The organism is Sphingopyxis italica (assembly GCF_011926545.1).
GTDB classification, from domain to species: domain Bacteria; phylum Pseudomonadota; class Alphaproteobacteria; order Sphingomonadales; family Sphingomonadaceae; genus Sphingopyxis; species Sphingopyxis italica.
The window spans coordinates 249,430-261,745 of sequence record NZ_JAATIT010000002.1 but is presented as its reverse complement, the minus strand read 5'-3'; the positions used below and the strand labels follow the sequence as shown (position 1 = coordinate 261,745).

The 12,316-nt window shown below is 66.3% G+C and carries 10 protein-coding genes and 1 tRNA gene; 7 read left to right on the top strand and 4 right to left on the bottom strand.

Going from position 1 to position 12,316, the window contains the following annotated elements; translation table 11 throughout:
- Positions 1-55: 55 nt before the first annotated feature.
- Complete coding sequence (locus GGR90_RS08925; protein ID WP_167921087.1) at positions 56-622, bottom strand: septal ring lytic transglycosylase RlpA family protein; 567 nt, start codon at positions 620-622, stop codon at positions 56-58.
- A 243-nt stretch (positions 623-865) separates the two neighbouring features.
- On the opposite strand from GGR90_RS08925, the gene GGR90_RS08920 reads away from it, so the two are divergent.
- The 5 genes from GGR90_RS08920 (at position 866) to GGR90_RS08900 (ending at position 7,349) form a co-directional block, all read left to right on the top strand.
- A complete protein-coding gene (locus GGR90_RS08920) occupies positions 866-1,747 on the top strand; it encodes a Rossmann-like and DUF2520 domain-containing protein (RefSeq protein WP_167921086.1) in 882 nt (293 codons plus the stop codon).
- A 16-nt stretch (positions 1,748-1,763) separates the two neighbouring features.
- Positions 1,764-4,067: an ATP-dependent helicase gene (locus GGR90_RS08915; protein ID WP_167921529.1), complete on the top strand. Its 2,304-nt coding sequence runs from the start codon at positions 1,764-1,766 to the stop codon at positions 4,065-4,067.
- A gap of 73 nt (positions 4,068-4,140) precedes the next feature.
- Entirely contained in the window at positions 4,141-5,067 is a 927-nt protein-coding gene (locus tag GGR90_RS08910; protein WP_167921085.1) for a DUF4349 domain-containing protein, read from the top strand.
- A gap of 50 nt (positions 5,068-5,117) precedes the next feature.
- Positions 5,118-6,167 (top strand): aspartyl/asparaginyl beta-hydroxylase domain-containing protein, encoded by a 1,050-nt coding sequence (locus tag GGR90_RS08905; protein WP_167921084.1) that lies wholly within the window; start codon positions 5,118-5,120, stop codon positions 6,165-6,167.
- An 18-nt stretch (positions 6,168-6,185) separates the two neighbouring features.
- Positions 6,186-7,349: an acyl-CoA dehydrogenase family protein gene (locus GGR90_RS08900; protein WP_167921083.1), complete on the top strand. Its 1,164-nt coding sequence runs from the start codon at positions 6,186-6,188 to the stop codon at positions 7,347-7,349.
- Between the two features lie 17 nt (positions 7,350-7,366).
- On the opposite strand, the gene GGR90_RS08895 is transcribed toward GGR90_RS08900, so the two are convergent.
- Positions 7,367-7,442, bottom strand: a tRNA-Ala gene (locus GGR90_RS08895).
- 99 nt (positions 7,443-7,541) lie between these two features.
- Here GGR90_RS08895 and GGR90_RS08890 point away from each other — a divergent pair.
- The gene (locus tag GGR90_RS08890; RefSeq protein WP_167921082.1) at positions 7,542-8,558 is read left to right on the top strand and encodes an NADP-dependent oxidoreductase; all 1,017 of its coding nucleotides are present in this window, start codon (positions 7,542-7,544) and stop codon (positions 8,556-8,558) included.
- Between the two features lie 76 nt (positions 8,559-8,634).
- On the opposite strand, the gene GGR90_RS08885 is transcribed toward GGR90_RS08890, so the two are convergent.
- Both GGR90_RS08885 and GGR90_RS08880 read right to left on the bottom strand, forming a co-directional pair.
- Entirely contained in the window at positions 8,635-9,987 is a 1,353-nt protein-coding gene (locus GGR90_RS08885) for a DEAD/DEAH box helicase (RefSeq protein WP_167921081.1), read from the bottom strand.
- A gap of 112 nt (positions 9,988-10,099) precedes the next feature.
- On the bottom strand, positions 10,100-10,813 hold the full coding sequence (locus GGR90_RS08880; protein ID WP_245198551.1) for a hypothetical protein: 714 nt from the start codon (positions 10,811-10,813) through the stop codon (positions 10,100-10,102).
- Between GGR90_RS08880 and GGR90_RS08875 the strand changes: the two genes are divergently transcribed.
- Positions 10,812-12,236, top strand: a complete 1,425-nt coding sequence (locus GGR90_RS08875) for an FAD-binding oxidoreductase (protein ID WP_167921080.1) — start codon at positions 10,812-10,814, stop codon at positions 12,234-12,236. The genes GGR90_RS08880 and GGR90_RS08875 overlap by 2 nt on opposite strands.
- Positions 12,237-12,316: the final 80 nt, after the last annotated feature.

Sequence of the window (12,316 nt, the reverse complement as noted above, 5' to 3'; positions counted from 1 at the left end):
ATCGCGACGCTTTGGGCGCGCGCCTTCACCGACGCAAGCATGAATGCGATGCGGCTCAGCGCCCTCCGGCGGCGAGCTGCGCGCGTAGCCGCAACAACTCGCGCTCGGGGATGGGCGCCAGCGATGCGGCGGGCTTGCCCTTGCGCAGCCGCGCGCGATCCTTCTCCGACGGCTCGACGCGCCGCACGCGCACCGGGGCGTGGCCTTGCGCCTTCATGCCCAGCTGTTCGGCGGCGCCGCGCGACAGGTCGATGACCCGCCCGCGCGCGAACGGGCCGCGATCGTTGACGCGGACGATGATCCGCCGCCCGCTATCGAGCGCGGTGACCTCGACATAGGTCGGCAGCGGCAGCGTCGTGTGCGCGGCGGTGATCCAGCCGGGGCGGAATTTCTCACCGTTCGCGGTGCGGTTCCCCGACTCGCTGCCGTACCAGCTCGCATAGCCGAGCGCGTCATAGGCGGGCGCGGCGGCGGGCACATAGGTCGCGCCGCGGATCGTATAGGCGGGGCCGATCCGCACGGGGGTGTCGGCAACGGGGCGGTAATTGCCGCCGGCACAGGCGGAGAGGGTCAGGACGGCGAGTGCGGCCGCCGCTGCGCGGATGATGGTGTGTCGCTGCATAGCGCGACCGTAGATGTCGGGATTGGGGAGATAAAGTATCTATGACGGGTTTGGGGTGGGGAGCGGACACACCCAATATTCGTCATTCCCGCGAAAGCGGGAACCCAGTCTGGGATCAGCCTACGCACGCTCTGGGTCCCCGCTTTCGCGGGGATGACGAAGGAAAAAGGCGGGCGACAGCTTTCGGCCGCAAGCCGACGTTCCATTGGCGAAACACCCTCGCGCGCATTACATCCGAAACCCATGACCGATTTTCGTTTCCAACAGCCCGGCATTATCGGCGCGGGCCGGGTCGCGCAGGCGCTTGCCCTTGCGCTGCGACAGCGCGCGAGCGCGCCGCCCCTGCTATGGGGTCGCTCCCCCGAGAAAGCGCATAACGCGGCCGCAGGGGTCGGCGCCGTCGCGGAACCCGACCTCGACCGCCTCGTCGCCGAATGCGACGTCATCGCGGTCGCGGTCGCCGACGATGCCCTGACCGATGTCGTGTCCCGCCTCGCGGTCGCGCTGCCGGCAGGGCATTCCCCCTTCATCTTTCACGTCAGCGGACGCAGCGGCGCGGCGGCGCTCGAACCGCTCGGCAAGGCCGGCGCCATGACCGCCGCGATCCATCCGGCGATGACCTTTACCGGCGATCCCGAAAGCGAAGTCGGCCGCATGGCGGGCGCGCGGTTCGCGATCACCGCGCCGACGGGCGAAGCCATCGAACGGGCGCGGAACATCGTCGCGTCGCTCGGCGGAATCGCGGTCGAAATCGCGGAGGAACGGCGCGCGCTCTATCATGCCGCGCTCTGTCACGCGTCGAACCATCTCGTCACGCTGGTCAGCGGCGCGGCGCGGGGGCTGAAGGATGCGGGCGTCGACGATCCAGCCGCGCTCCTTGCCCCCCTTGTCCGCGCGGCGCTGGAAAACAGCCTCGCACATGGTTTTGCGGGATTGTCGGGCCCGCTGTTACGCGGCGACGCGCGGACGATCGGCAATCATCTTACGGTGCTGGCGAACGACAGCCCCGCCCTGCTTCCGGCCTATAGCGCGATGGCGCGCGCGACGCTCGACGAGCTCAAACGCCGTGAAATCGCACCCTCGTCCCGGCTCACCGCACTGGACAGTCTGCTCGCTGTTCCCTAATCGTTCGCGCGTGAATATGACCCCCATCTCGACGCCTGACCTGACCCCCGACCCGTCGGACCCGCCCTATCTGCGCGGTCTCAACGGTCCGCAGCGGCAGGCGGTGCTGACCACCGAAGGCCCCGTGCTGATGCTCGCGGGCGCGGGCACGGGCAAAACCGCCGCGCTCACCGCACGCCTCGCGCATATCATCGCGACGCGGCGCGCCTGGCCCTCCGAAATCCTCGCGGTGACCTTCACCAACAAGGCGGCGCGCGAGATGCGCGAGCGCATCGGGCGGATGATCGGCGACGCGGTCGAGGGCATGCCGTGGCTCGGCACCTTTCACAGCATCGCGGCGAAGATGCTCCGCCGTCACGCCGAACTCGTCGGGCTGCAAAGCAATTTCACCATCCTCGACACCGACGACCAGCTCCGCGTCCTCAAGCAGCTCATCCAGACCGAGGGGCTCGATGAAAAGCGCTGGCCCGCGCGCCAGCTCGCCGGTCTCATAGACAAGTGGAAGAACCGCGGCCTCGTTCCCGGCGATCTCGATGCCGCCGACAAGGAGGCCTATGCCGACGGCAAGGGCCAGCATTTCTACGCGCTCTATCAAGCGCGGCTGAAGACGCTCAACGCCTGCGACTTCGGCGACCTGCTGCTCCATATGCTGGTGATATTGAAGACGCACCGCGACGTGCTCGAACAATATCAGGACCGCTTCAAATATATCCTCGTCGACGAATATCAGGACACCAATGCCAGCCAGTATCTCTGGCTGCGGCTGCTCTCGCAGCAACGCAAGAATATCTGCGTCGTCGGCGACGACGATCAGTCGGTGTATAGCTGGCGTGGTGCCGAGGTCGCGAACATATTGCGCTTCGAAAAGGACTTCCCCGGCGCGACGGTGATCCGCCTCGAACAGAATTATCGCTCGACCCCGCAGATCCTCGCCGCCGCCTCGGCGCTGATCGCGCAGAACAGCGGCCGTCTCGGCAAGACGCTATGGACCGAGCTCGATCCCGGCGACAAGCTGCGCGTCGTCGGCGTGTGGGACGGGCCCGAGGAAGCGCGGCGGATCGGCGAGGAGCTCGAAAGTCTCCAGCGCCAGCGCGTCTCGCTCGACCGCGCCGCGATCCTCGTCCGCGCGCAGTTTCAGACGCGCGAATTCGAAGACCGCTTCATCGCGATCGGCATGCCCTATCGCATCGTCGGCGGCTACCGCTTTTACGAGCGTGCCGAAATTCGCGACGCCCTCGCCTATCTCCGTCTCGTCCAGTCAAGCGCCGACGACCTCGCCTTCGAACGCATCGTCAATGTCCCGAAACGCGGGCTCGGCGACAAGGCGCTCGCGCGGATCCACCAGTTCGCGCGGGCCGAGCGCGCGCCGCTCTTTCATGCGGCATCGCGGATCACCGAGACCGACGAATTGACCCCGCAGGCGCGGCGTCAGCTCGCCAATTTCGTCGCGCAGATGCGGAACTGGCAGGCGAAAGCGAACACCCTGTCGCACCCGGAACTCACCCAGCTCATCCTCGACGAATCGGGCTACACCGCGATGCTCCAGGCCGACCGCAGCGTCGAGGCGGCGGGGCGGCTCGAAAACCTCTCCGAACTCGTCCGCGCGATGGAGGAATATGAAACGCTCGAGGAATTCCTCGAACATGTCAGCCTCGTCATGGACCGCGACAATGACGACCAGACCGAGACGGTGACGATCATGACGATCCACGCCGCCAAGGGCCTCGAGTTCGATCATGTCTTCCTCGCGGGCTGGGAGGACGGCGTCTTTCCGTCGCAGCGGTCGATGGACGAAGGCGGCACCGCCAGCCTCGAGGAGGAACGCCGCCTCGCCTATGTCGCGATCACCCGCGCGCGCCAGCGCGCGAGCATCTATCACGCCGCGAACCGCCGCATCTACGGCCAGTGGATGAGCAGCATCCCGAGCCGCTTCATCGGCGAAATCCCGCCCGAGCATGTCGACAGCGAAAACAGTTTCGGCGGCGGGCAAAGCCTGTGGCGCGCCAACTGGTCGGCGCAGGGCGACCCGTTCGCGCATGTCGCGGAACGCCAGCCGGCGCGCACGATGACGCGCGGCCCGGCGTGGCAGCGCGCGATGGCGACCTCCACGACGACGACCCGCGCCCCCGCCCCCTCCGAACGCGGCCCCGCTGCCTCGGTCGGCGCCAAGGCACGATTGGACCTTGCGATCGGGATGCGCGTTTTCCACGAAAAATTCGGCTACGGCGAAGTCATCGACATCGACGGCAACAAGCTCGAAGTCGAATTCGAGCAGGCGGGCAGCAAGCGGGTGCTCGACAGTTTCGTGACGCTCGCCTGATCCATATTGTCTACTCAATCAATTATGATATGCCATAACATGCGACGGTGAGTCGCATGTTGGGAGAGGCTTCATGAAAACCAGGCTCTTAGCGGGCGCGATGGCGCTCGCCCTGATCGGCTGCTCGGAAAAAAGCTCCGAACCGCTCAACGCTCCCGCCTATGACATGGCCCCCGGCGAAGCCGCCGAAACGGCTTCGACGCAGGCGATTCCCGCCCCATCCGCGATGCGTCCGCCCAACGTCGGGGTCACGTCGGCGCCCGGGGTCGCGTTCAACTACGCCTATGCCTTCCGGCTCGACGACAGCCGCATCGCCAAGGTGCAGGAGGAACATGCCGCGGCGTGCGAGGCCCTTGGCACGACGCGCTGCCGGATCGCCGGCATGACCTACCGCCTCGTCCGCGAGAATGAGGTCGAGGCGCAATTGCTGTTCAAGCTCGACCCCGCCATCGCGCGCAAGTTCGGCCGCGACGCGCTTTCGAGCGTCGAAAAGGCCGAGGGCGTGCTCGCTGAAGCGCGGATCAGCGGCGAGGATGCCGGCACGCGGATCAGCGACTCGCAGCGTCGCAGCGCCGATATCGGTTCCGAAATCGCGCGGCTGGAGGCGCGGCTGAAGCAAGGCGGGCTCGGCGACCGCGAGCGCACCGAACTCCAGCAACAAATTGCGGCGATGCGCAGACAGCTCGATGGCGAGCGTGATACGCGCCGCGCGGGCGAAGCGATGCTCGCGACGACGCCGATGCAATTCGACTATGTCGGCACCGGCGGCCTGCCCGGTATCGGTTACGGCAACCCGTTCAGCGACGCGCTGAACATGCTGATCCGTAGCGGCAGCGTGATGCTGTCTTTCATTCTGGTCGTCGGCGCCGCCGTCATTCCATGGGCCACCCTGTTCCTGCTGCTGCTCACGGTTTGGCGGACAGCGCCGATGCGCGCGATCCGCAAATGGCTGCACGGCGCCGCCAAATCGTCCGCGGTCCCGACGCCGCCAGCGGACTGAGCTCCCCGGCGCGCGCTTGCAAAGGCCCGGCGCCCCGTTATGGCAAAGGCATGACGGGGCAGACGACATGGCTGGACCAGGCGCGCGACGCCCATCGGCGTGGCGATGTGGCCGCCGAAACGGCGGCGCTCGACGCCGCGATCCGCGCCGACCGCGGCAATCTCCCCGCCTTGCTGGCGATGGCGGAGCTCAAGCGCCGCCTCGCCGACGACCGCGCGGCGTGCAGCTATTACCGCCTCGCGCTCGGCACCGCCGCGCAGGCCCGCAGCGTGCCGCCGGCGCTACATCCCGGCCTCCAGCGCGCCGAGCAATTTCTCGCCGAGACCGAGCGCGCCTTTGCCGATCACCTGCTCGGCCAGCTGCGCGGCGCCGGGATCGACGCCGGAAACGCCACGCCGCGTGTCGCCGAAGCGCTCAGGATGCTCGCGGGCGAGCAGCCGCTCTATCTGCAACAGCCGAACATGTTCTATTTCCCCGGCCTCGCCCAGCGCCCCTTTTTCGAACGATCCGATTTCGACTGGTCAGGCGCGGTCGAGGCCGCGACCGACGCGATCCGCGCCGAGCTGCTCGCGATGATCGGCGGCGCCGCGGATACTTTCGGCCCCTATGTCACCGCCAGCCCCGGCCGTCCGCCGCCGAACAACCCGCTGCTCGACAAGCCCGACTGGGGCGCGGCGTGGCTCTGGAAGGATGGCGCGGTCGCCGATGGCATGGCGGCGCTATGTTCCGCCGCCCTCGCCGCGCTGGAGCTGGCGCCGCAGCCCGTCATCCCCGGACGCGCGCCGATCGCCCTCTTTTCGCGCCTCACCCCCGGCACGCATATCCAGCCGCACCACGGCATGCTCAACACGCGCCTCATCTGCCATCTGCCGCTGATCGTCCCCGACGGTTGCGCCCTGCGCGTCGGGGCCGAAACGCGCGGCTGGCGCGAGGGCGAGCTTCTGATTTTCGACGACAGTTTCGAGCATGAGGCGTGGAATCGCGGAACCAGCGACCGCACCATCCTGCTGTTCGAAATCTGGCGCCCCGACATCGATGCCGACGAACGCGAGCAATTGACGCGTATCTTCGCGGCGATCGACACTTATGGCGAACAATAGATCAGGGACAGGAAGACGATGACCAATCCGGGAATGGATGCCGACATCTACGATGCCTTTATCGAGCAGCTGCAACGCTATGTCCGCGAGCGGCTGATCCCCGCCGAAGATCAGCTCGAGGAACTCGGCCGCGTTCCCGACGATATTCTGGCCGAAATGCGCGACATGGGACTGTTCGGGGTGACGATGCCCGAGGAATATGGCGGCGCGGGCATGAACGTCAGCCAATATGTCGGCTTCATTCGCGAGCTGGCCTACGCCTCGCCCGCCTATCGCTCGATCGTGTCGATCAATATCGGCATGGTTTGCAAATCGATCGTCGGCTTCGGCACCGATCAGCAGAAAGCGCATTGGCTGCCCAAGCTCGCCGCCGGATCGATCGCCGCCTTCGGCCTCACCGAGCCCGACAGCGGCTCCGACAGCGCGGCGATGAAGACGCGCGCGGTGCAGGACGGCAACGGCTATGTGCTGAACGGCACCAAGCGGTACATCACCAATGCGCCCTTCGCCGACATGATCCTCGTCATGGCGCGCACCAATGTCGAAGCGTTACCCAAGAATGCACATGTCAGCGCCTTCCTCGTCCCCCGCGATGCGCCCGGCGTGTCGATCGGCAAGCCCGACGGCAAGATGGGCCAGGCGGGATCGCAGATCGCCGACGTGATCCTCGAGGATGTGCATGTCGACGGCGACGCGCTGCTCGGCGGCGAGGAAGGGATCGGTTTCCGCGCCGCGATGCAGAGCCTCGACAACGGCCGCCTGTCGGTCGCCGCGGCGAGCGTCGGCTATGCCAAGCGCATGCTCGACGTGGGCCTTCAATATGCGATGGAGCGTAAGGCGTTCGGCGAACCGATCGCCAATTTTCAGCTGATCCAGGCCATGCTCGCCGACAGCAAGGCCGAAATCTATGCCGCCGACTGCATGCTGAACGACGCCTGCGCGCGCGCCGATCGCGGCGAGAAGATATTGGTCGAAGCCGCGGCGACCAAGATGTTCGCGAGCGAAATGTGCGGGCGCGTCGCCGACCGCGTCGTCCAGATTCACGGCGGCGCCGGCTATCTCAAGGAATATCTGGCCGAACGCTTCTATCGCGACTGCCGCATTTACCGCATTTATGAAGGGACGACGCAGATCCAGCAGCTAGTGATCGCGAAGAACATGATTCGGGATTTCGCGGGATGATCTGCCGGGTGGGTCGCTGGTGGAGCCGAGGGGAATCGAACCCCTGACCTCTGCAGTGCGATTGCAGCGCTCTCCCATCTGAGCTACGGCCCCGCGACGGGCGGGGTCTTAACGGCACTGGCTGGCAGTGGCAACGGCTTTTCTGACGATCGCCGCCGTCGCGGAAGAAATTTGAGGAATGGGGGGATTCCGATGGCCAAGGCATGGCATTTGACCAGTCGTCCGCAGGGGCTGCCGACGCACGACAATTTCGCGCTCCGCGACCTGCCCGACGCGCCGCTCGAAAAGGATCAGCTTCGGGTCCGCAACCTCTGGCTGTCGGTCGATCCCTATATGCGCGGGCGCATGAACGACGCGAAAAGCTATGCCGCGAGCTTTCAGATCGACCAGCCGATGACCGGCGGCGCGATCGGCGAAGTCGTCGAAAGCCGGATGGAAGGTTTCGCGCCCGGCGACCTGATCCTCCATATGGCCGGCTGGCGCGATGGCGGCGTAATCGGGCTCGACATGATGCCGAACAAGCTGCCCGCCGAGGCGCTGGCGGCGGGCATGACGCCGCAGACGTTCCTGCACAATATGGGTCTGACCGGCGGCACCGCCTGGATCGGCCTGCTGCGCATCGCGAGCGCGAAGCCCGGCGATACGGTGTTCGTATCGGCCGCGGCGGGCGCGGTAGGCTCGGCGGTCGTCCAGATCGCGAAGGCGCGCGAAATGACGGTCATCGGCTCGGCCGGCGGCGCCGAAAAATGCGAGTGGGCCCTCGACCTCGGCGCCGATGCGGTGGTCGATTACAAGGCGGGGCCGGTGCTGCCGCAACTCGCCGCCGCGCTCGAACGCCTCGGCAAGCCCGGGATCGACGTCTATTTCGACAATGTCGGCGGCGAGCATCTCGACGCCGCCTTTGCGACCGCGAACGACTTCGCGCGTTTCGCGATCTGCGGCATGATCGACGTCTATAACGACGGAAAAGCGCAGGAAATGAAATATCTCATCCGCACCATCCCGGCCCGCATCCGCATGGAAGGCTTCATCTACACCGACCAGTTCATCGAGTGCATGGAGGAATTCTATGCCGATATGGGCGGTCTGATCGCCAGCGGTGCGGTGACGATGCGCGAGACCGTGCACGAGGGGCTGGAGGCGACGACCGACGCGTTTCTCGGGCTGTTCGCGGGGGCGAACATGGGGAAGATGCTGGTTCGGATATAGGGCAAGCGGACGAAGCTATGGGCGACCGAAAGCGGACGTCCGATCTCCCCTCCCGCCTGCGGGAGGGGAAGTCAGGTCAGCTACCGAACCCCACCGACAGGAAATCGGGCATCGGGCCGTTCCAGCCGTCGTCCGGACCATCGTCCTCGTCGCGCCGTGCCCGTGGAGCCGGTTTCCGGTCGGCGTCCTTTTGCGGTGCCTTGGCCGGCGTTTCCGCCGCCCGCTTCGGCTCCTTCGTCGCTTTCGCGCTCGACCGTCGACCGCGACGCGGTTCGCGTTCGTCGGGCTCGCCTTCCGCGACCGGCTGTGGTGCACCGCCGCCGCCATGGACCGGAATCTTGTAGCCCGTCAGCTTCTGGATATTGTCGATCGCCTCGTCGTCCGACGGCGTCACCAGCGTGAACGCGCGTCCCTTGGCGCCCGCGCGGCCGGTGCGGCCGATGCGGTGGACATAATCATCGGGATGCCAGGGCGCGTCGAAATTGAAGACGTGGCTGACGCCCTTGACGTCGAGACCGCGCGCCGCGACGTCCGACGCGACGAGGATGTTGATTGTCCCCGCCTTGAAGCGATCGAGCTCGGCGGTGCGGCTCGACTGGTCCATGTCGCCCTGGATCTCGCCGGCCTTGTAACCCGCCCGCTGGAGCGCCTTTGCCAGTTCGCGCACCGTCGTCTTGCGGTTGCAGAACACGATCGCGGTGTGAACCTTTTCGGATTCGATCAGGCCGCGCAGCGTGTCGCGCTTGCCGCGTTCGGCGGTCTTGACCAGAAACTGTTCGATATTCTCGTTGCGGCTCGCGGGACGCGCCACTTCGATCGTCTTCGGGTTCGACAGGAATTTGTCGGCCAGTTTCTTGATCGGCGGCGGCATCGTCGCCGAGAACAGCAGGGTCTGCCGATTCGCCGGCAGCTTGGTGCAGATATTCTCGATGTCGGGAATGAAGCCCATGTCGAGCATGCGGTCGGCTTCGTCGATCACGAGCAGGTTGCAGCCGGTCAGCAGGATCTTGCCGCGCTCGAAAAGATCCATCAGGCGGCCCGGCGTCGCGATCAGCACGTCGACGCCCTTTTCGAGCGCCTTGACCTGGTCCCCCATCTGCACGCCGCCGATCAGCAGCGCCATCGACAGCTTGTGATATTTGCCGTATTTTTCAAAATTTTCCGCGACTTGCGCCGCCAACTCACGCGTGGGTGCGAGGATCAACGAGCGCGGCATGCGGGCGCGGGCACGGCCGTGAGCGAGGATGTCGATCATTGGCAGCACGAACGACGCGGTCTTGCCGGTGCCCGTCTGGGCGATCCCGATGATGTCGCGCATCATCAATACCGACGGGATGACTCCCGCCTGGATCGGCGTCGCTTCGGCATAGCCCGACTCGTCGATAGCGCGCAAAAGTTCGTCGGAAAGGCCGATATCGGCAAATTTCATGTGATGTCATGTCCGGAAAAGAGGGTGCGCCCGGCCTCCCACGCAGGCGGGCGCTGCCGGGGCCATTGGGGAAATAGCGATAAAAAGTCAAGAAAAGGCGACGAAAACGCGATTAATCGTCCTCGTGCACCGGAACCATCAGCCGGAACTTGTCGATCTCGCACTTCGCGCCGGTGCGCGCGTGGATCTGATCGCGGTCCTCGCAGAGTTTGCCGTCCTTGCTGCCCTGCATGTAAAAACCGGCGTAGAAGTCGAGCGCGCGGCAACCGCGGTTGAGCTGCGCGCGCAACCGCTGTCGTTGCCGGGTGATCAGATCGATACTATCGCGCTGGACCTGCATCCCCACAATGTTGCGCATCGCCACGCATTTGGGCGCCTTTTTCTCTTTCCAGACGATCGGCAATTCGATTTCCCGCTTCGGTGTCGAGCGTTCCGCGGCGAAATTGTTGAGCGGCGAACGCCGGGCGGGAACGCGGATGATCAGCTGCTGCTCGATCACCATCTGCCAGAAGGATGATGCCTGATCGACGCCCGGCGCGGAAATCGCGACCAGCGGATCCGGCGCTGCCGGAGGCGGCGTCGCGTCGGCGGCCGGCGCGGCCGCGGCGAACCACAGGAAAGCCGCCGTCAGCACAGCCGCGCTGCCGCTCCCTCGGCGCTCTGACAGAAGATGCTGATCACCCTTGGCTCCCGCGTCCATGCCCCGCTGGACGAACACATATGATTCGTCCATCGCTCGCTTTAACAAGGATGATTGAACATCAAATGAACTGTTGTCGCCGCAAGGGCCGCCGTGGCGCGGCAAGTTTCCGAAGGGAAAGGGCATGACCTACGCGCCGTCGACATCGTTATTGGGCGACCTTGCGGCTTTGCTCGGGCCTAAAGGCTATAGCGCCGACGCCGACACGATCGCGCCCTGGCTGACCGACTGGCGCGGCAAATATCACGGCCGCGCCGCCGCGATGCTGTCGCCCGCGTCGACCGACGAAGTGGCCGCCATCGTCCGGCTGTGCGCCGACGCGAGGGTCGCGCTGGTCCCTCAAGGCGGCAACAGCGGCATGGTCGGCGGCGCCACCCCCGACGACAGCGGCGACCAACTGCTCCTGAGCCTGCGGCGCATGAACCGGATACGCCAAGTCGACGAGGCGGCGCGGCTTGCCGTCGCCGAGGCGGGGGTGATCCTCGAGACCTTCCACCACGACGCCCTCGCGCACGGTCTGCGCTTTCCGCTTACGCTCGGGGGCAAGGGGTCGGCGACGATCGGGGGCCTCGTGTCGACCAACGCCGGGGGGACGCAGGTGCTGCGCCACGGGACGATGCGCGCGCTGGTCGCGGGGATCGAGGCGGTGCTGCCCGACGGCAGCATCTTCGACGGGCTCGCGCCGCTCAAAAAGGACAATCGCGGTTACGATCTGCGGCATCTGCTGTGCGGCGCCGAGGGGACGTTGGGCATCGTCACCGCCGCCTGCCTGCACCTCGTCCCCGCGGCGGCGGCGCGGCGCACCGCGTGGATCGGCGTCGATTCGCCCGAAAGCGCGCTCCTGCTGCTGCGCCGTCTCGACGCCGCGATCGGAAATCCGCTCGAGGGTTTCGAGCTGATCCCGCAAAGCTGCCTCGACGCGGTGCTGCGCCATATCCCGCAGACGCGCGCGCCGCTTTCCGCGGCCCATCCCTGGCATGTTCTGCTCGAACTCGCGGGCGATAGCGATCAGGCCTTGGGCGAGGCGCTCGATCCGCAGCTCGCTGCGGCGATCGACGCCGGGCTGATCCGCGACGTCGTGATCGCCAAAAGCGAGCGCGAAAGCGACGATTTCTGGCGGCTGCGCGATTCCATTTCCGAGGCCGAACGCGCCGAAGGCCCCGCGCTGCAACATGACATCAGCGTGCCGATCGACCTGATGCCCGCCTTTATCGCGCAAAACCCGCGCCGGCTGAAACGCGCCTTTCCGGGGATACGCACGCTGTCCTTCGGACATCTGGGCGACGGCAACGTTCATCACCATGTCCAGCCGCCCGCCGGTGTCGACGGCGCCACGTGGCTCGCCGAACATGGCGCGGCGGTCAGCGGGCTCGTCTATGCGCACGTTGTCGAACTCGGCGGATCGATTTCGGCCGAACATGGCATCGGACAGATGAAGCGCGACATATTGGCCGAACTCGACAGCCCGGCGCGGCTGTCGGCGCTGCGCGGCGTCAAGGCCGGCCTCGATCCCGCGGGCATCCTCAATCCCGGCAAGCTGATCGCCTGACGCGTCGTCCTGCCCGCCGGCCCGGCGCGATCGCCCCCTTGCGCCGCGCGGCGCGGGCCAATAAGGCGCTTTATCCTTTT

Excerpts from the sequence above, each read along its gene's own strand:
- GGR90_RS08925 (WP_167921087.1), bottom strand. The coding sequence starts at position 622 with ATGCAGCGACACACCATCATCCGCGCAGCGGCGGCCGCACTCGCCGTC.
- GGR90_RS08920 (WP_167921086.1), top strand. The coding sequence starts at position 866 with ATGACCGATTTTCGTTTCCAACAGCCCGGCATTATCGGCGCGGGCCGG.
- GGR90_RS08915 (WP_167921529.1), top strand. The coding sequence starts at position 1,764 with ATGACCCCCATCTCGACGCCTGACCTGACCCCCGACCCGTCGGACCCG.
- GGR90_RS08910 (WP_167921085.1), top strand. The coding sequence starts at position 4,141 with ATGAAAACCAGGCTCTTAGCGGGCGCGATGGCGCTCGCCCTGATCGGC.
- GGR90_RS08905 (WP_167921084.1), top strand. The coding sequence starts at position 5,118 with ATGACGGGGCAGACGACATGGCTGGACCAGGCGCGCGACGCCCATCGG.
- GGR90_RS08900 (WP_167921083.1), top strand. The coding sequence starts at position 6,186 with ATGACCAATCCGGGAATGGATGCCGACATCTACGATGCCTTTATCGAG.
- GGR90_RS08890 (WP_167921082.1), top strand. The coding sequence starts at position 7,542 with ATGGCCAAGGCATGGCATTTGACCAGTCGTCCGCAGGGGCTGCCGACG.
- GGR90_RS08885 (WP_167921081.1), bottom strand. The coding sequence starts at position 9,987 with ATGAAATTTGCCGATATCGGCCTTTCCGACGAACTTTTGCGCGCTATC.
- GGR90_RS08875 (WP_167921080.1), top strand. The coding sequence starts at position 10,812 with ATGACCTACGCGCCGTCGACATCGTTATTGGGCGACCTTGCGGCTTTG.
- GGR90_RS08880 (WP_245198551.1), bottom strand. The coding sequence starts at position 10,813 with ATGCCCTTTCCCTTCGGAAACTTGCCGCGCCACGGCGGCCCTTGCGGC.